Source organism: Kitasatospora sp. CB02891, assembly GCF_002803145.1.
In the GTDB taxonomy this organism is placed as follows: domain Bacteria; phylum Actinomycetota; class Actinomycetes; order Streptomycetales; family Streptomycetaceae; genus Kitasatospora; species Kitasatospora griseola.
The window spans coordinates 1-18,220 of sequence record NZ_NNBO01000022.1; the positions used below are offsets into that span (position 1 = coordinate 1).

General features: G+C 72.0%; 15 protein-coding genes and 3 pseudogenes. 6 read left to right on the forward strand and 12 right to left on the reverse strand.

Annotation, left to right across the window (positions count from 1 at the left end):
- From CG736_RS33250 to CG736_RS33260, 3 genes are all read right to left on the reverse strand, one after another.
- On the reverse strand, positions 1 to 345 hold a 345-nt coding region (locus CG736_RS33250; RefSeq protein WP_157815827.1), incomplete at its 3' end, for a hypothetical protein.
- 43 nt (positions 346 to 388) lie between these two features.
- Positions 389 to 1,639 carry a hypothetical protein gene (locus tag CG736_RS33255; RefSeq protein ID WP_100589847.1) on the reverse strand — a complete coding sequence of 417 codons (1,251 nt, stop codon included), beginning with the start codon at positions 1,637 to 1,639 and terminating at the stop codon, positions 389 to 391.
- Between the two features lie 37 nt (positions 1,640 to 1,676).
- Positions 1,677 to 1,997 carry a chaplin family protein gene (locus CG736_RS33260; RefSeq protein ID WP_232734351.1) on the reverse strand — a complete coding sequence of 107 codons (321 nt, stop codon included), beginning with the start codon at positions 1,995 to 1,997 and terminating at the stop codon, positions 1,677 to 1,679.
- A gap of 855 nt (positions 1,998 to 2,852) precedes the next feature.
- Here CG736_RS33260 and CG736_RS33265 point away from each other — a divergent pair.
- A pseudogene (locus tag CG736_RS33265) lies at positions 2,853 to 3,089 on the forward strand (RHS repeat domain-containing protein); the annotation flags it as partial.
- An 82-nt stretch (positions 3,090 to 3,171) separates the two neighbouring features.
- Positions 3,172 to 3,522 (forward strand): annotated as a pseudogene (locus tag CG736_RS33270) (M4 family metallopeptidase); the annotation flags it as partial.
- Positions 3,523 to 3,568: 46 nt separating this feature from the next.
- Here CG736_RS33270 and CG736_RS33275 read toward each other — a convergent pair.
- The 7 genes and pseudogenes from CG736_RS33275 to CG736_RS33305 form a co-directional block, all read right to left on the reverse strand.
- Entirely contained in the window at positions 3,569 to 5,029 is a 1,461-nt protein-coding gene (locus CG736_RS33275) for an IucA/IucC family protein (protein WP_100589849.1), read from the reverse strand.
- Positions 5,030 to 5,156: 127 nt separating this feature from the next.
- Positions 5,157 to 5,606 carry a DUF6238 family protein gene (locus CG736_RS33280; protein WP_100589850.1) on the reverse strand — a complete coding sequence of 150 codons (450 nt, stop codon included), beginning with the start codon at positions 5,604 to 5,606 and terminating at the stop codon, positions 5,157 to 5,159.
- Between the two features lie 33 nt (positions 5,607 to 5,639).
- Positions 5,640 to 7,106, reverse strand: a pseudogene (locus CG736_RS33285) (SCO6880 family protein).
- A 135-nt stretch (positions 7,107 to 7,241) separates the two neighbouring features.
- Positions 7,242 to 8,663: an ATP-binding protein gene (locus CG736_RS33290; RefSeq protein WP_369880802.1), complete on the reverse strand. Its 1,422-nt coding sequence runs from the start codon at positions 8,661 to 8,663 to the stop codon at positions 7,242 to 7,244.
- Positions 8,664 to 8,709: 46 nt separating this feature from the next.
- Positions 8,710 to 9,408: a hypothetical protein gene (locus CG736_RS33295; RefSeq protein ID WP_100589852.1), complete on the reverse strand. Its 699-nt coding sequence runs from the start codon at positions 9,406 to 9,408 to the stop codon at positions 8,710 to 8,712.
- Between the two features lie 2 nt (positions 9,409 to 9,410).
- Positions 9,411 to 9,719 carry a DUF6112 family protein gene (locus CG736_RS33300; RefSeq protein WP_100589853.1) on the reverse strand — a complete coding sequence of 103 codons (309 nt, stop codon included), beginning with the start codon at positions 9,717 to 9,719 and terminating at the stop codon, positions 9,411 to 9,413.
- Positions 9,720 to 9,792: 73 nt separating this feature from the next.
- A complete protein-coding gene (locus CG736_RS33305; RefSeq protein WP_100589854.1) occupies positions 9,793 to 10,938 on the reverse strand; it encodes a C40 family peptidase in 1,146 nt (381 codons plus the stop codon).
- A 560-nt stretch (positions 10,939 to 11,498) separates the two neighbouring features.
- Here CG736_RS33305 and CG736_RS33310 point away from each other — a divergent pair.
- Positions 11,499 to 12,251, forward strand: a complete 753-nt coding sequence (locus CG736_RS33310; RefSeq protein ID WP_100589855.1) for a site-specific DNA-methyltransferase — start codon at positions 11,499 to 11,501, stop codon at positions 12,249 to 12,251.
- A 79-nt stretch (positions 12,252 to 12,330) separates the two neighbouring features.
- On the opposite strand, the gene CG736_RS33315 is transcribed toward CG736_RS33310, so the two are convergent.
- Complete coding sequence (locus tag CG736_RS33315) at positions 12,331 to 13,275, reverse strand: DUF5655 domain-containing protein (protein WP_100589856.1); 945 nt, start codon at positions 13,273 to 13,275, stop codon at positions 12,331 to 12,333.
- A gap of 419 nt (positions 13,276 to 13,694) precedes the next feature.
- Between CG736_RS33315 and CG736_RS33320 the strand changes: the two genes are divergently transcribed.
- The 3 genes from CG736_RS33320 to CG736_RS33330 all read left to right on the forward strand — a co-directional run bounded on the left by CG736_RS33320 (position 13,695) and on the right by CG736_RS33330 (position 16,827).
- On the forward strand, positions 13,695 to 14,552 hold the full coding sequence (locus CG736_RS33320) for a lamin tail domain-containing protein (protein ID WP_100589857.1): 858 nt from the start codon (positions 13,695 to 13,697) through the stop codon (positions 14,550 to 14,552).
- A 587-nt stretch (positions 14,553 to 15,139) separates the two neighbouring features.
- Positions 15,140 to 16,273, forward strand: coding sequence for a type III PLP-dependent enzyme (locus CG736_RS33325; RefSeq protein WP_369880800.1), 1,134 nt, complete (start codon positions 15,140 to 15,142; stop codon positions 16,271 to 16,273).
- Positions 16,270 to 16,827, forward strand: coding sequence for a GNAT family N-acetyltransferase (locus CG736_RS33330; RefSeq protein ID WP_100589859.1), 558 nt, complete (start codon positions 16,270 to 16,272; stop codon positions 16,825 to 16,827). The genes CG736_RS33325 and CG736_RS33330 overlap by 4 nt, the downstream gene beginning before the upstream one ends.
- Before the next feature lie 46 nt (positions 16,828 to 16,873).
- Here the strand turns inward: CG736_RS33330 and CG736_RS33335 are convergent, their stop codons facing one another.
- Positions 16,874 to 18,214 carry a glutamine synthetase family protein gene (locus CG736_RS33335; protein WP_100589860.1) on the reverse strand — a complete coding sequence of 447 codons (1,341 nt, stop codon included), beginning with the start codon at positions 18,212 to 18,214 and terminating at the stop codon, positions 16,874 to 16,876.
- Between the last annotated feature and the right edge of the window lie 6 nt (positions 18,215 to 18,220).

Consider the following 18,220-nt stretch of genomic DNA (forward strand, 5'->3'; position numbering starts at 1 on the left):
CAGACGGTCTTCGAGGACGGGGTCGACGGGTGAGGCGGCGGTGACGGGCTGGCCCAGGCGTGTCCACCACACCCGCCACAGGGCAGTGACTGCCTGCTGGAAGGCGGCTTCCAGCTCTTCCGGATCGTCGCGCTGCCCGTGCAGCAGCAGGCGTCCGGCCTCGTCCTGGCCGTAGGCGGCCCGGAGCAGGGGGGAGACCTCGCCGGGGCCGGGCCTTTCACCGCTGTCGGGCTGGATGCCGCTCATCGTGCCGTAGGGGGTGTAGCCGAGTGCGGTGGTGATGCGGGCCAGCAGTGGTGTGCCGCTGCCGCGCAGCGAGACGACGATCAGCTGGGGCACGGGCATGGGAGGTCTCCCGGAGAAGAGGAGGCGACGGGGTGGTGAAGGGTCAGCGGGCCGGCGAGACGGCCGGGGCGAGGAGGAGGTCCTCGTAGGTGTGGTGGCGGCGGGTGGTGACGCGTTCGTGCAGGAGGGCCGCCGCGCGCGCGTGTTCGCCGGTGTCGATGAGGGCGCGGGCCAGCGTGTCCTGGACGATCTCGCGTTCCACCCGTACGCCGCCGATGCGGTCGATCTGCCCGCGCAGGCGGGTCAGGAGATCGACGGCGGCCCGGGGGCGGTCCGCGGTCACGTGGGCGAGGGCCTGGACCACGGGGGCGAGGACTTCGCTGTAGTCGGGGCGTGTGTCACCGGCCGCCCGGCGGGCCAGGGCCTCAAGGTCGCCGGTGGCCGACTCGACGGCCAGGGCCAGGGCCAGGTTGAAGGTGTGGAAGACCTCCGCCATCCCACCCGGCCCGGTCAGCAGTCCGCGTACATGGTCGAGGTCGCAGCGGCCGGCGGGTTCCTGCCCGGCCAGCAGCAGACGCCAGTTCGTCGCCGACCGCATCCCCACGTCCGCCCGGCCCAGGACATCGTCGGCCCGGCGGCGCGCGTCCGCGAAGTCCCCGCAGGCCAGCGACTGCAGGGCAGCATGCCAGTTCAGGTGCTTGAACTGCGCCGCCTGCGGATCCTCGGCCAGCCACCGGTCTAGGAACGCGGTGGAGGCGGGGCCGGCTCCCCGTTCGTGCTCGGCGTGCGCGCGAGCGTGCGCGGCGAGTCCGGCGCGCGGAAACCGGGCCAGGGTGTGCCCGGCCAGTTCGAGGGCCTCCTCGGCGCGGCCCTGCTCGGCCCGCGTCCAGGCGAGCCTGCCCGTCCACGGCCAGCTGTCTGCACCGGCCAGGGCGTACTGCCGCTCGACCAGCGCATCACCGTCCGCGCGGTAGCCGGCGTCCCCGCAGGCGTGGAAGGCGTCCAGCATCAGCGAGGCCACTTCGTCCCCGGGCCACCGTGCGAAATGCGTCACCAGGTGATCGGCCGTGAGCCGGAACTGTCGGTGGGTGTAGAGGAAGATCCCGTACACCAGGCTCGCCGACCGCGCATCGGCCTCCTGCGCGTCCCGGTGGGCGACCACCAGCTCCTCCCGCAGCGCCTCATCGCTCAGGCCCCCGCCGGTCGCCAGCATCAGGAGGGCCCGCGCCACGCCCAGCCGCGGACACTCGCCGACCCATTCCCGCAACAACGGCACCGCGCGCCCGCTCAGGGCAGCCAACTCCCGTACAGCGGCGTCCTCCAGCGACACACCCGTCACCCCGACACCGGCCACGAGCCCACCCGTCCCGCACAACGTCCGTCCCACCGGATCAGACGCTGGACATGAAGACGGCCGTGCAGACGATCCCGCTGCTCCCGCAGTGGTTGCGGGGCAGGTCCAGTGGCAGACCGAGGTGGTTGCCGCTTGCCGTCCCGCTGTCGGAGACGGTGGTCCCGGTGGCCTGCGCGGCACCGTGGTTCGTACAGGAGTTGCCGAACACGGCGTTGCCCACTCCGACGATGTTGGCCTGGGCCGCGCCGGCCGGGACCACTGCCGCCCCCACGGCCGTACCCAGGACCGCCATCCGCCTGCCCACGGTGCGTGCACTGCTGCCCGCGGCCTGGTGCTCCTCACCCGTCAGCATGTTCATCGTTCCTTCCTCGCACGGGCCCGTCGAAATCCGGTGCCTGTGCAGACCATGCCCCGGGCAACTGCTCGGAGCCACGGCCTGGTCAACGACGGAAGTGCGTTCCGGATACGCACCTTCGAGGCATCAGGCCGGACCCGTGTGAAGCCCGACCTCTCTCCCGTCCGCCGCTTCCCGCCGGGTAGTGGAGTCGACGTCGGGTTCGGGCCCTGCTCCAGAGGCATCGGCCGGACCAGAGCCCGGCGTGCCGCCGTGGCCGCCCGCCCAAGTCGCAACTGCTTTGCACACCCATGCCCGACTGCGAGTCTCGCTGACTGGCAGTCCGTCGTGGAGCAGGCCGCTGCCGCCCTCCCCACCGCCCGGTCGCATAAGCCTGCCTCGCTGCGTACCGGTGCGACGGCGGCACCAGCCGACACCTCGTCCGCCTCGACGTCCCCAACGACAACCACCCGAAATGCCCCACCAACCTCCGTGGTCGGAACACCTCGCGCGCTGCGGTCACGAGCCTCCACCTGATGCCTCAAGAGTGATCGGCCCGTCAGGGATCCACCGTCGACGTAGCCCTCCATCAGGACACCGAGATCCCACGGGAACAGCGGAACCAAACCTGCGCGCAGTTCGGCGATCGGCCACCAGCGCGTCGACGGGATGATCCGTACGGCATCACGCGGGATGCCCAGCCTGAGGATGAACAGACGAAACTCCTCCCGCACGACGACCCTGGCCTCGGACGACTCCACACGGACGCGCCCGGTGACCGTCCAGTAGGGCCTGTTCGGCCAGAGCATCCAGATCGACGAGACCGCCAACGGTGTCACCCGCACGGCCACGATCACCCCCGATGCGGCCGGACGTCCGGTGACCACCACCCTCAGCGGAGGCCTCGGCACCGCTGTTCCGACAGTCACCACCACCTACGACCCGGTCACCGGCAAGGTCACCAAGCAGACCTCCACCGGCGGCGGAACCATCACCAAGGCGTACGACTTACTCGGCCGCCCGACCTCCTACACCGACGCCGACGGGGCCGTCACCACCACCGAGTGCGACGCCCTCGACCGACCCACCAAGGTCACCGACAGCGCCCCCTCCACCACCACTTACACCTACGACCTGGGCGTGTCGAAGCTGGGGTGCCCTGCGGGGGCCGACCGGCTCCGAGGGGGGATTGGATTACGGCCACTTCGTGGACTACTGGTACGACGGCGTCGCCGACCTCGACGTCCACTACTCCTCGGGCCCGGCCAACCACTTCTTCTACCTGCTGGCCGAGGGCAGCGGCCCGAAGACGATCAATGGCTACGCCTGCGACAGCCCCACCGTCGACGGCCGGACCGTCACCGGAATCGGCCGGATGGACGCCGAACTGATCCGGTACCGCGCGCTGACCGTCTACATGACCGCCACCACCGACTACTCCGGCGCCCGCACCGCCACCCTCCAGGCCGCCGCCGACCTCTTCGGACCCGACAGCACGGCCTCCGCCACCGTCGCCGTCACTTGGTCCGCGGTGAACGTCAACAGCTGACACCGCCGGCCTCGGGCGGACCATCCGTGTTGGAGCACGCCGCTCGTCACCGGTGGCCGACGAGCGGGTTGGGGGTCCATCCCCATACGTCGGTTCGGGCGTCGTCGGCCAGTCGCATCGTCGTGTAGGCCTTCAGGGGCAGGGCAGGGGTGAAGAAGAGGGCGCGGTGTTGGCGGTTCCAGCTGTCGGCGGGCAGTTCGGCGTAGGTGGCATCGATGGTGCGGGCCACGTGGTGCCACCGCGTCTCGTCCCCGGTGCGGTGGATGAGTTCCGCCAGGAGCATGACCAGCGAGCCGGCGAGCTTGGTGTGCAGGACGACCGGATCATCGGTCGCCAGACCGCCGCGGAGCGCGGGGCAGTTCCCGAAGCGGCCGGGGCTGATCCGGACGCCACCCAGGTCGCGGTAGAGGAGACGTAGTGGCCGGGCATCCTGGTCCAGGACCAGCAAGGTGTTCTGCCCGTGGGCTTCGAGGGCGACGCCGCGGTCGAGCATCCGCAGCAGCGGCGGCACCGTGACGGTCACCACCGCCGCGACGTCGGGGCCGACGCCGGCGAGGGCGGAGAAGGGGATCGCCACCTCACCGGGACGAAGATGGCGCTCCGGGGGCTCTCTGAGGACGGCGGACAGGTGGGAGTCGATCCCCGCGCTGTGCACCTCGCGCAGGAACGTCAGCCCGGGGAGATCCGGCAGCACTCGCGACAGAGCCGGCCCGTTGTCCACGGCGGCCCGGGACAAGCCGCGGACCGCCGCGGTCAGTTGCACGTCGATGGAGGTCTTGATCTGCCATCGTGCGGTGGCGAGCGATCGCAGCGACATCAGGGGCCGTGCCGGCCATGAGGTCGCGGGGGTCAGACCGTACCGCGGCAGGACATGGTCACGCTGCCAGGGATGGACAGGAAGAAGGAAGGCCTCGCCGTCGACCAGCGGCCAGTCGGGTGTGGCCCGCACGCGCTCGCGTGGAACCGCCACCAGGGGGAGGTCGATGACGGGGCGGTACTCGGGCGCGTACCTGATCAGCTCGGCGATGGAGAGGCCCGGCCGATTGCGACAGCACGGATGGAGCGGATGACTGTCGACGACGCTCTGCTCGTACCAGGAGCTGTCGCGTGTCCCCTCGTCCCCTGCCGGCCTGTGCGCGCGGGCGAGCGCGAGTCCGTCGACACTTCCCGAGACCTCCGAAGCGAGCCGGTCCCCGGCCGGTCCGTGCCACAGGGCGCGGACCAGGGCGGCCGGGTCGGTGACGGTTCGCCGGTCGAGCGTCAGTCCGGGCAGGGCCGGGGAGATGATCCCCGCGGCCGCCGCAGGACCGGTGACCCGGTATCCGTTCTCAAAGGCGACGGTCAGCGCGGAGGCGTCGCCCCTCCGCCACAGGAGCCCTGGCAGCGGCTCGCGGGCCAGCGCACCCCACAGCCGCCCCAGCACCGCCGCCCGCGCGGCCGGCCGGACGGCGTCGAATCGGGTGACGAGCTCGGGCAGAGTCGCCATCAGTTCGGCGCGGTATCCCACATTCGCTCCAACCTCGGTCCGTGCGTCCGTCGAGCAGCTTTCAGGATGACCGCCGCGGGCCCGCGGCCAAGCGCCACGCGGGAGGCACACGCGTGTCCCTCAACTGCCTGGTCACGGGTTCCCGGGGTCAGTGGCGGACGAGGCCGGTGAAGGGCGAGTGCAGGTCGGCGGGGGTGGTGCGGCGGCGGACCAGCTGGGCGGTGTCCTGGTGGCGGCGGCAGATCGTCAACTCCGGTGCGCCTTCGGGTCGGCCGCTTCGGCAGGCGCCGGCGTCGGGGACTTCGCCGGTGCCGGGCCGGGGCGAGCAGTGGTAGGCGGTGTGGAGGTGCTCGGCGGCCTGCCACAGGCGGGTGCGCGCGGCCCTCAGGTGGTCGCCCTCGGCCGGCAGCAGCGGGGCGGTGCGCCGGGTGTGGGCGTCGAGGAGGCCGTGCAGGGAGACGAGGTGGGCGTGCAGGGAGTCCAGCTCGGCGCGGGAGGCGACGAGCGGACCTGCGGGGATGTTGAGGGCGCGGTGGAAGTCGATCGCGGCGGTGGCGTACGGGACGAAGTCCTGCGCGGTGGCGGTGGTGGCCGGCATCGGGTGCTCTTTCGGCAGAGGTGGTGGCCGGCATCAGGCGGCGAGGGCGAACGGCAGGGCGGAGGCGGTGAACGCCTCGGCCTGCTGCCAGGTGAGCGGACGCAGGTCCAACTGGGCGCCGACGGCGGCCGTTTCGATCACCGCGCACGCGGAGCGCAGCTCCGGCTCGGTGTCGGCCGACACGGTGAGCAGGCCGGTCAGCGCGACATCGGCGTGCCCGGCGATCAGCTGCCGCTCGCGGGCCTGAATGTCCTGGTACTCCACCGAGTCCGCCTCACTGGCGACCTGGCCCTTGCGGGCGCGCTCGGCCGAGTCGGCGATCACGCTGGCCTTCTTCCGCTGGACGTCGCGCATCGCGGCGTCGAGGTCCTTCGGCTCGTAGGCCAGAGACGGTGCGGCGCACTCCGGAGGCGAACATCACCTGATGCAGGAAGCCCGGGTTGACCTGGGTACGGGGCCAGTTCTCCACCCAGTACGTGGTGTGGTGCGCGGAGTCGGTGGAGATGTGGTCGGCCTTCTCCAGCACGACCACCGGGCCTGCAGCTGCCGGGTCGGCGGCAGGGCGGCCGTCGGTGGACCATCGGTCCAGCGCGGCAAGGGACTGGGGTCGTACGCGGCCCGGGCGACGGCGGCGATCTCGGTGGCGGACAGCCATCCGGTCGGGTTGAGGCCGGCGGTGCGGGCGGACTGCTCGAAGGCCGAGGTCAGCTGGGCGAGGACCGAGAATCCGCCGGTGAGTCCGCCGCCGGCCTGGTTGATCAGCCGCCGGGCCGCCTTGAGGTCCAGCGCGATGGCGACGTAGGACTCGTGCGGGGCGGCGGCCGGGCCCGCGCCTCGGATCAGCTCGTCGTAGAGTGCGCCGGCCAGCGGGGCGTCGGGCTTGCCGTGCTCCTCCCAGTACCGGCGAAGGGCGTCGCCGGAGTCGGGGACGGTCCGCTCGATAACCTGGATCCGGGCGACGTGCCCGGTGCGGGCCAGCGCCGCCAGCGCGCGGCCCCAGCCGCCCACGTTGGAGTTCTGCGTGCCGGGGTCGAGCAGGGCGTACGCGCGGGAGGAGACCTTGACGATCGCGGTGAGGGTGCCGGCGTGCGGATCGTGGACCGCGCCGTATCGGCGGTCCGGGGCGGTGACCACCCGCAGGCTGGCCGCGCTGCCGGGCAGGTGCAGCAGGCCCTCGCGCACCGGCCTGCGGGACGGGCGGGCGAGCCAGACGAGCTGCCCGCGGAAGCGGCGCAGTGCGTACCGAACGGCGATCGGCGCCCAGTCGGCCAGGGCGCGACCCCGGTAGCGGACGAAGACGATCGCCGCGACGCCGGCCCACAGCGGGACGAGCTGGAGGGCGCCGACGACGCCCCGCGCGAGGAGTACGGCGAACAGGAGCAGACCAGTGGCCGAGGCGGCGACCAGCTGCGGGGCGCTGAGGCCGAGCAGGACACCGCGGCGGCTGCGGTGCGGGAATTTGACCGACGTCGGGGCGTCGGTCTCCGGGGTGGAGGACATCGAGGTTCCAGAGGGGGTGAGCGTGCGGGCGGCGGGCGGGGGCGCGGTGCTCTTCTGGAGGTCATGACCGGGCTCCTTCTCGGTGGTGGGGCCGGGGCGGGCCGAGGGTTTCGGCCCGCCCCGGGTGTGGTTCGGTCAGGAACCGGACGCCGGCGGCTGGTTCGGGTAGACGAACCGGAGCGGATCCGGCGAGGGCGGCCCGGCCGGGGACGGTCCTTCCGGAGCCGGAGCCGGAGCCGGAGCCGGAGCCGGGGCCGGAGCGGGTGCTGACGGGGAAGGTGCGGACGGGCTCGGGGAGGCAGCCGTACCCGCGGTGACGAAGCCCTGGGCGCTTGCAGGGACCGGGGTGTCCGGCATGTCACTGTCGGCCGCCTGCGGCTTCCCGCCGCTGTCGTCAGGAGAGCGGCGCGTGACCAGGGACGGGAGACCGGGCCGGGTGACCAGGGCACGTCCGCGGTCGCCGGGCACGTTCGGGTCCTCGCCGAAGCGGAACTTCGTCGCCTGCTGGGCGGGGCCGGCGTCGATGCCCTCCTTGCTGATGCGCCCGGTCGGGTCGATTCCGTCGGCGCCGTTCGCGCCGGGGACCTGGCCCGGCCCCTGCGGCGACGGGACGCCGGTGCCCGCCTGCATGGCGAGGCTGCCGGCGGTCTTCGCCGCTCCTGCCGCGACCGCCATGCCGGCGACGCCGGTGCGGTGGAGGTCGTCATGGCCGCCGCCGTCGGTCGCCCAGTGGACGAACTTGTAGACGGCGTACGGGCACAGCAGGACCAGCACCATGATCACGATGCCGGCCATGGCGTCGGACAGCGCGCCGAGTCCGTCCTTGGCGTCGGACTTGCCGATCGCCGAGACGCCCATGAGGAAGACCACCGTCATCAGCAGCTTGCTGACGACCAGGGTGGCGGTGGCCTCGATCCAGCCGCGCCGCCAGCGCTTGGCGACCTCCCAGCCGCCGCCGGCACCCGCGAACGCGGCGAGCGCGACCAGCACCAGGACACCGACCTTGCGGGCGACCATGACGCCCCAGTAGAGGAACGCGCCGATCGCACAGCCGACCGCGACGAGGGCGGGGATCGCCCAGCCCAACTGGAACATCGCTCCGAGTTCGCTGACCTTCACCAGCCGCCTGACCGCGTCCTCGACGCTGGTGTTCGCGGCTTTGAACAACCCGGCCGACAGCGCGTCCACGACCGTGACGGCGACGGCGGTGAAGCTGATCGCGCCGAACGAGAACAGGACACCGGTCATGGTGCCCCAGGCGGCCTGGGCGAGAGCGCGTTCGTCCCTGCGCCAGGCGGCCAGGATCAGCTGCGCGCAGAACGTGGCCACCGTCAGGATCAGGCCGATCGGCAGGATGAGCTGGTAGTTGTCCCTGAACCAGGGCGCCGACAGGTCGATCGCGGTGGTCTGGTCGACCGCCCGCGCGGCCAGGTCGGTGGCGCCGGCCGCCAACTCGCCCATGCTCTTGGCGATCCACGCGCCGATGCCGTCGGTGATGGACTTGCCGGGGTTGGCCACGAAGCTGACCGCGTCGACCACGGAGCAGACCTGGCTCATCAGGGGTATGTCGCAGACGCCCACGAAGGGCACCTCCTTCGTGGTGTCAGGGCGCGACGGACGGCATCACGCCGACCAGCGCGCAGGGACGGTCGGGCCGGCACTGCACGGCGAGGGTGGCCGAGCGGTCCTCGGCGCCGCCCTGGGGCGAGCCGGTCCACGAGATCGACTGCTTGCCGGAGACGGTGACGGCGTAGACGTACGCCTGGGCGATCGCCCCCGGATCGGCCTGCAGCGCGCGCGTGAAGGACTCGGGGAAGTGCGCCTCGGCCGCCGTCGCGGTCGCGAACTGTCCGGAGTCGGCCATCCGCCCCCACAGCAGCGGCGAGGGCACCTGGTGCTCGACCGAGTCGGCGTCGACGTACTGCCCCTCGGCGGTCAGCCACCGGTGCAGCGCGGCCACCAGTTCGGGCTGCGAGTACGAGCGGGTGTCGTACGACCAGAGCGCCACCGCCGCCGCCCTGCCGAACGCGATCGGATCGCGGGTGTCCGGCGGGACCGGCAGTGCCGCCGCGTCGCCGTTCGACGCGGGCGCCGTCGCCGCCGGGAAAGCGGCCGAAGGCGAACTCGGCGTCGCGGAGGGATGGTTGGCCGGTGTCCGGCCGTCGCGGGTGAGGAAGGAGAACAGGCCGGCCAGGGCGACGAGCGCCACCAGGACCACCGTGCCCAGCACCACCCGGCGGCGCACGAGGGCGCCGCCGGAGATGCCGCTGCGGGAAGCAGAACGGGAGAAACGTTTCTGCATGATCACTTGACCTGGGTGCCAAGGGTGCTGAAGAAGGCCACCACGCCGTTTGCCGCGCCGAGCAGCAGGGCCGCGCCCGCGCTGACCAGCACACCCTTCTTGCCGTTGGCCTCGGCCTGGTGGCCGCCGGAGTGGTGGCCCCAGGCCCACACGCCGGCGCTGACCGCGAGCGCGCCGACCACCGCGATGATGCCGAACAGATTGACGCTGCCCACGACCTGCTTGAGGACCGAGAGCCCGGGCAGGCCGCCCTCGTTCGGGCTGATGCCCGGGTCGTAGGCGAGCTGGGTGACCGCGTCGGCGAGGAACATGTCGAACTCCAGGAATCCGGGCACGCTGAGGTGCCCCGAAGAGAAAGGGGGGAGAGAGGGAGAGGAAGGCCGGTCAGACGACTCGGCGGGCAGCGAGGATCTCCGGCTGCCAGGAGGCGAGGGTCGACACCTTGACCACGTCGCCGGTCTTCGGCGCGTGAAGGACGAGGCCGCCGCCGATGAACATCCCGACGTGCTCCGGCACCGCGGCCGTCCCACGGGTGAACAGCAGGTCGCCCGGCTGCAGGGCGGTGGCGGAGACGGCCGTGCCCTCACCGACCTGCGTGTAGGTCGTGCGGGTCAGCGTGACCCCGGCCGCTTTGTAGGCCATCTGCATCAGCGACGAGCAGTCGCAGCGGCCCATCGGATCGCGGCCGTGCGGGTCGGTGCAGGTGCCGCCCCACTGGTAGGGCGTGCCGAGCTGGCCCAGCGCCCAACGGATCGCGGTCTGCACCTGCGGCGGCGCGTCGGCCGGGATCGCGTAGCCCTCGGGGAGGGTGCCGGGCGGGATCGGCCCGAAGCCGCTGCCGTCGCCGCCCGCGGTCGAACACCCGCCGCCAGCGGACGGGCCGGCAATGGAAGGCGCGGTCGGAGACGGTGACCCGGACGATCCCACGTCGGTGCCGGCCAGCAGCGGGGCGATGGCCTGCTGGAGCGCCGTCGCCAACGGCTCCCACTTGGCGTACGCGTCCGGATAGCCGGAGCGCTGCACCGCCTGGGCGGCCTGAGTGACCGTCATCGACTGCCAGCCCGACACCCGTTGGAGCGCCTCGTAGAACTTCGTCGAGGCGTACACCGGCTGCATGATCTGCTCAGGTGTGCCCCAGCCCTGCGACGGTCGCTGCTGGAACAACCCCAAGCTGTCCCGGTCGCCGTAGTTGAGGTTGCGAAGCCCGCTCTCCTGGAGCGCGGTCGCCAGCGCGACGACCTGCCCGCGAACGGGAATGTGCATCGCGACGCCGGTGGCCTGGATGACCTTCGCGTTGGGGATCTGCTCGGCCGGCTGCTCCAACCCGGCGACCGCCGGTGCGCTGGTCTGGCCGGAGCCGTCCAGGATCGCCTTCACCTGCTGGGCGACGGCGGCGGTGTCAACCGGCTGTGAATCGCCGTCGACGGTGCAGGCGGAGGCGCTCCCGGCGGCGACGACCACGATCGGCAGCGCCAGGGCGAGCGGGACGGCGGCGACGAGGCCGACCAGGGTGCCCGCCGACTTCCTCATCGGCGGCGCCGCCCGGTGAACCGGACGGGCGGGGACGGCGGGTGGAGACATGGCTGTGCCACGGCATGCTGCATCGCAGCGGCTCCTCGGGTTCGTAGGAGACGCGGTGCCGGCCTCTCGTGCGAAGAGGTCGCCGGCACCGCGCCGGTGGTGAAGCCGCCCTCAGGGCGGGCCCGGGTCAGGGGAGTTGGTAGCTCCCGGACGCCGGTCTCGGGTCGTGCGCGGCAGCCGGCCGCGCTCGTAATCTCAGCCCGAACACGAGGTCTCCTGGACGAAGGGGAAAGGGCGGGAAAGCAGGTTCGCGACGCGCCCCGCCGGACGGGACTCCACGGACCAACACGAGCCGTTCCGAGCCGAGTTGGCCCTGCGGCCCGGTTGGCATGGCGAGACAGTAGACGTGAAGTCCGGCCGCACCAAACGACCCCTCACCAGGCCCGACGACAACCCGGCCGCCGTTAGGCGCCGCCGTGCTTCCCGGCTAACGTCCCGCCCATCCCCACCCCCGACGGCAGCCGCCAGCACCCGCCGGGAACGAGCCCACCCTGCCCAGGAAGGCCACCATGAGCAGCAGCTTCACCCTCCACCGAGGCGACGCCCTCACCGTCCTGAAGTCCCTGCCCGACGAGTCAGTCAACGCCGTCATCACCGACCCCCCGTACAACAGCGGCGGCCGAACCAGCTCGGAGCGCACCAGCCGCGACGCCCGCGCCAAGTACGTGACGTCCAACTCCGCCCACGACCTCAAGACCTTTCCCGGCGAGAACCGCGACCAGCGCTCCTACCGCTCCTGGCTCACCGAACTGCTCACCGAGGCCTACCGGGCCAGCACCGAACACTCCGTCGCCGTGGTCTTCTCCGACTGGCGGCAGGAGCCGACCACCAGCGACGCGCTTCAGATGGCCGGCTGGACGTGGCAGGGCACCATCCCGTGGATCAAGCCCGCCAGCCGACCCCGCAAGGGTGGCTTCAAGCAGTCCGCCGAGTTCATCACCTGGGGCGTCAAGGGCACCCTCGACCACAGCCGCAACCTCTACCTGCCCGGCCACTTCATCGCGTCCCAGCCCCGCAAGGACCGCGTCCACATCACCCAGAAGCCGCTGGAGATCATGCAGGAGATCGTCCGGATCTGCCCCGAGGGCGGCACCGTCCTCGACCCCTTCACCGGCAGCGGCTCCACCGGCATCGCCGCCCTGCGCGAAGGCCGACACTTCGTCGGCGTCGAACTCTCCCCCCACTACGCCGACATCGCCGACCAGCGGCTGCGCGCCGAACTCACCCAGGACGACCTGGTGCTGGCCGGACCGGAGGCGTGACAGTGAGAACCATCGGCAGCCGCAGACGCGAAAGGGCGGTCGGAGCACCACGCTCCGACCGCCCTCGCCATTCTGCTGGTCAGACCTCCTGGACCGCCCGCTGAATCAGCGGCGCTGCCTTCTCCAGATCCTGCGCCGAAGCGATCCGCACCTCCAGATCGCCCGTGCCGTTGTGGTTGATCTTGCGCATGTCGCGGGTGAAGCCGTCCTCCAGTTCCACCGTGTCCGGGTCCAGCCGCAGGTACAGCAGGATCGCCCGGTGCGACGGCCGGAACAGCACGCTGGCGACGTTCCGCAGGCGGCGGTAGGCGATATAGTGCCGCAGTGGGACGGCCTCCACCTCACCGGACGCGGTGAGCACCTCATCAAGATCGTCGTACAGATCCCGCAGGCCCTCCGGAACGGTGAGCGCCGGTGCCTCGACCGCCTCGGTCTCGACGGTTTCAGCGTCAGCCGCCGGTGCTGCGGGCGCGCTCGATCTGCGCGCAGTCGTCCCCGTCTTGGACGGGGACGATATCGGCTCGACGAGATGGAGGTTCAGCAGGCCGCCGTCGAAGACCCGGTAGCGGATCAGCTCTATCCGACGGTCCCGACCGAGGTCACCGACCGCGACCCGGTCGTGCCACGAGTACCCGGCCGCGATGCACAGCGCCCGGGGAGCACGCCAGTCGATGGACTCGGCGACTTTGGCGCCGAGCTTCTCCCGGACGAGGGCCTCGAACTCGTGGCGGCTGCTCTTCAACCAGGCCAGGTAGGAGATGGCCTGCGAGACGACCCCGCTGTCGGTGCCCTTCTTGAACTCGACCACGACCGGCACGCCGTTCTCGTCCAGCCCCAGCGAGTCCACCCGCCCCCGGTACAACGACCCGGTCCAGTACTCCGACGCCAGGAACCGGATGCCGAGTATCTGCTCCATTCTGGCTTCCACCCGACGCTGCAGGTCAGCCTCCAGCGCCACCGTCGAGCCCCGCAGCTCCACATCCCGGCCGTCCGGCCCGAGCCGAAACACCTTCAGATCGCTCACCCTGCCCCCTTCGTATGCTGGTACGAAGAGAGAGTAATCCGGAAGAGGAACGTCATATTCCCCTCGGCTGTGGGTTTCGAGAGAGGACGGGAAGACGGCCTTCTGCGTGGACGATCGACTCGCGTGTGGTCCGGTTGCACGTCAACTCCGCAGAGAGCGCCCGGATCAGTCCTCCATTTCGCGGAGTTGGCGGCGTCGGCCGGAGTCGTTGCGCGCCGAATGTGAAGACCGTCGCTCGTCTCACTCGGACGAGTGGCGTGGGGCGTGGGCATCGTTACGGAGGATTCGTCCGAGCCGTTGGGGAGTTGGGGCGCCGGTCCGCGCCCTCCCCGGGGCGGTCGCAGTGGTGGCGGTCGGCGGAAAGCGCGCGACCGTTGTCGCGGGCCGTGGGGTCCATCGGATCGAGGAGTTGTCCGAGCATGTCCACAGTCACGACATCGGGAACCTGGGCCGCCGTCACCCCGACCCCGCCGAACGTTTCGGGGCTCAACACCGGTCACGTCTCCTGGGGCGTTCCCGTCGGGGGCGGCAAGAGCGGTTACTCGTTCTCCGGCGGCACTATCGAGGTGAAGACCGACGGTTCGGAGCAGACGCTGGGCACCTTCACCCACCAGAACTTCCCCATCGTGGGCGGTGGCGTCAACCAGTTCGACGTCGATCTCGTGGTGCGCATCCGGTTCCAGGAGGACGGCAGCGACCGCGACTTCAGCTTCAGGTTCCACCACTTCGAGACGCCCAACGACGGCCCCACGCCCGACGACGAGGTCGATCTGCCGACGCGGGTGTCCCCGGAGAGCGTGACCATCGACGGCGAGAAGTACGCCGCGGTGATCACCGGGTTCAAGCGGAACGGGGAGATCGTCAACAAGTTCTTCAGCCCCGAGAACGGTGCCAACAGCGCCGACGTCGTCGCGGTGCTCTCCCGTGTGGGCGTCCCGGAGGTGGTCATCGCCACCGTCTGCCACAAGGGCGAGGTCAAGTACACCCAGGCCGACGAGTACGTCGAGATCGTCAACCGGGGCACGGCGCACGCGGACATCTCCGGCTGGCTCCTCTACGCCGACGACCCCGGCCAGAACTTCACCTTCCCGCCCGGCAGCACGCTCAAGGCCGGCCAGCGGATCCGCGTCTACACCAACGAAGTCCACAACGAGTGGGGCGGCTACTCCTACGGCAGCGGACGCGCCATCTGGAACGACAAGGGCGACACCGCGCACCTCCACGACGCAGGCGGCGCACTGGTCTCCGACTTCGGCTACGGCACCGAGGCCCCCTGAAGCCATCGGCTCCCGGCCGGACACCTGCTGGGCGGCGGTGAGGGTTCCCGCCGGCTTCCCCTCCGCCCCCATCGGCCCGGCGAACCGGACTGATGGGGACGGAGGTGCGGGCACGGCCGTGCTACGACGTGCCGCATCGCCGCGGATCCTCGGGTTCGCGGGGGAGCGGTGCCGCTCCCGCGCGAAGAAGCGGCCGGCACCGCGCCGGTGGTGAATCCACCCTCGGAACGAAAGCCGGATCGATGTCTCCGGCCGTCCGCAGCCGGCGGGGCCCGCTGTGGACGGCCCTGATCGGGGGAGCCCAGGACAGGCGGCATAACCGACCCTCGCGCTCCCTCGTTTCCCCCTGTGGGCCCACAGGCCCTCGGCATCAGTCATCGAGTCGGATTGGAAGTTCACACGTGAGGCCTCAGGCCATCGACATGCGCCAGACCGCCGAACCACGTTGGACGGACGACCAGGGCAGAACCGGCCCTCCTGCCCACACCGCGCCGGCTTCCGTCCACGCCACCGCGGCGCGCCTTCCCGGCCAGACCGGGCACTCTGCCCTGCGCGACGCACTCGCCGCTGCCAGCGAGGACACTATCGTGTACGACCTGGACGGCATCGCCCGTCAGTACGCCGCACTGCGCGCCGAACTGCCCGGCGTCGCCGTCCGGTTCGCGATGAAGGCGTGCCCGGTCGACGAGGTGCTCGCGCGGCTCGCCCGGCTCGGGTCGGGCTTCGACGCGGCCAGCCCGCAGGAGATCGCCCAGGCGCTGCGCACCGGAGTGGACCCCGGGCTGATCCACTACGGCAACACCGTCAAGTCCGACCGCAACATTGCCGAAGCCCACCGGCTGGGCGTGCGCGACTTCGCCACCGACAGCCCGGAGGACGTCGCGGCGATCGCCGAACACGCCCCCGGGTCAAGGGTGTTCTGCCGGATCGCGACCACCGGCGAGGGCGCGCTGTGGGGCCTCAGCCGCAAGTTCGGCTGCTCGCCCGAGGACGCCCTGGGAGTGCTCGGCGCTGCCCGGGCCGCCGGGCTGGTGGCCTCCGGTCTGTCGGTGCACGTCGGCTCGCAGCAGATGACCACCGAGGCCTGGGGCGCGGCGATCGACTCGCTGGCGGCCCTGCTGGAGGCGTTGAACCGGCGCGGCATCGTGCTGGACCGGATCAACCTCGGCGGCGGGCTGCCCGCCCTGGGTGTCCTCGACCGGCGCGGCCGGCCGCTGGAACCGCCGCTGGACAAGATGTTCGTGGTGATCCGCGAAGGCATGGAGCGGCTGCGCGCCGTCAACGCCGGTCCGCTGGACTTCCTGCTGGAGCCCGGCCGCCACCTGGTCGCCGACCACGGCGCGATCCGTGCCCACGTCGCCCGGCTGACCTCCCGTCACCGGCTCGACGGCACCCGCGAGGACTGGCTCTACCTCAGCTGCGGAAAGTTCAACGGCCTGTACGAGATGGACCAGTTGCAGTACCGCCTGGAGTTCCCGACCCACCGGGGCGGGCCGTCGGTCGACGCCGTGGTGGCCGGCCCGACCTGTGACAGCGACGACGCGTACGCCCACGAGGACGGCCTGGTGGCGGTCCCGCGAGGAGTCGCCTCCGGCGACCCGGTGTGGGTGCACTCCTGCGGGGCGTACGCCACCGCCTACGCCACCCAGGGCTTCAACGGGGTGGCACCACTGCCGTACATCTGCGTCGGCGGTTCGACCTCGGACGGAGAACTCGCGTGATCGCCACCCGGATCCGGCTGCTGCAGGAGGACGACTGGGACGAGCTGGTCGCGCTGGAGGAACGTTCCTACAGCGCGAGCGGCCTGTCCGAGGGACGGGAGGCGCTGCGCTCCCGGCACCGCGCCTCGCCCTCCACCTGCTTCGTGCTGGAGCACCCCGGCGGCTTCGGCGGCTACCTGCTCGCCCTGCCGTACCCGCTGTTCCGCTGCCCGGACCTGAGCCTCGCCGAGCCGGGCGCGGTACCGGACGGCGACCGGGGCAGCAACCTGCACGTCCACGACGTGGCGATCACCGAGGAGTTGCGCGGCCGGGGTCTGGCCGGGCGGATGATGCGCCACGTGTACGACGTCGCGTCGGCGGCCGGCCATCGGACGGTCTCCGTGGTGGCCGTCCTCGGCGCACAGGCCGTGTGGGGCCCGCTGGGCTTCCGCGCCCGCCCCGAGATCGGGCTGCCCGCGAGCTACGGCGCCGAGGCGGTCTACATGGTGAAGCCGCTGGAACCGGCCGCCGCCGGTTCGACGCCCGGGTCCCTGACCGGGGCCGGTCCGGGCTGATGCCGATGTCCCCGGTGCCGGGCCCGGCACCGGGGACGACGCCCGGTCAGTACCGCCAGCGGACGGCCTCGATGACCTCCGCGTCCGTGCGCGCCGCGAACAGCTCCACCTCCGCCCGCCGGACGGCCAGCACGGCCTCGTACAGCTCGCGGCCGAGCGCCTGGCGCAGCACCGCGGACTTCTCGTACGCGTCGACCGCCTCCGGCAGGCTCGCGGGCAGGCGCTCGGCGCCGTCGAGCGCGGCGGGGTCGTTCGGGGTCTCCGGCGGGAGCGGGAGTCCGGCGTCCAGGCCCGCGAGTCCGGCGGCCAGCACGCTGCCGATCGCCAGGTACGGGTTGGCGGCGGCGTCGAAGCACTTGAGCTCGGCGTTGGCCTGCCCGGAGGCGGACCCGGCGATCAGCCGCAGCGCCGCCTCGCGGTTCTCCAGGCCCCAGCACCGGTACGCCCCGGCGAAGTGGGCGGGGACCAGTCGCAGATAGGAGGCGACGCCGGGCGCGCCGAGCGCGAGCAGGGCGGGCAGCTCGGTCAGGACGCCCGCGAGGAACTGCTCGGCCTCGGGGTGCAGCCCGTGGCGGCCCGGCCCGCCCTGCCCGAGGTTCTGGCCGTGCCGCCAGAGGCTGAGGTGCAGGTGGCCGCCGTTGCCGATCGCGCCCTCGGTGAAGACGGGGGCGTAGGAGACCCGCAGGCCGTGCCGGGCGGAGACGGCCCGGATGGTGTGGCGCACCAGCATCGTGGTGTCGGCGGCTCCGACCGGCCCCTCGGCGGCGATCGAGACCTCGAACTGACCGGTGGCGTACTCGGGGTGGAGCTGGAGCACGGACAGCCCCTGCTCGGTGAGGGCGCGCAGCACGTCCCGCAGGTAGTCGGAGAGCTCGACGAAGCTGGTCATTCCGTTCGCGGGCCCGTCCGTCGCGGGGGCCCCGGTGGCATCGGCCACCACCCATTCGACCTCGATCCCGGCGCGCACCGACAGCCCGCGCCGCTCGACGGCCTCGGCGGCCCGCCGGGCGAAGCCGCGCTGGCAGCCGGGATGCGGGGTGCCGTCCTGGGCGTAGCGGTCGGCGGGGGCCCAGGCCCAGCCGGGCTGGGCGGCGAGCGGGGTGAGCCGGTCGAGGTCGGGGACCAGCCGCAGGTCGCCCACCGGGCCGGTGCTCGAAGGCGAGGTGGTGACGGAGTCGTCCACCAGGACGAGGTCGTAGACGGGCACGGAGCCGACGCCGAACTCGGCGGCGTGTTCGAGCTGGGCGAGCGGGACGGACTTCACCCGGGTGAGCCCGGCGTTGTCGACCCAGCCGAACACCACCCCGTCGATTCCGTCGGTGGCGAGCTGGCGTCGGGCCGCACGGGCCCGGGCGGCCCGTTCGGCTGCGGGGGAGGTGGTGGTCATGCCGCT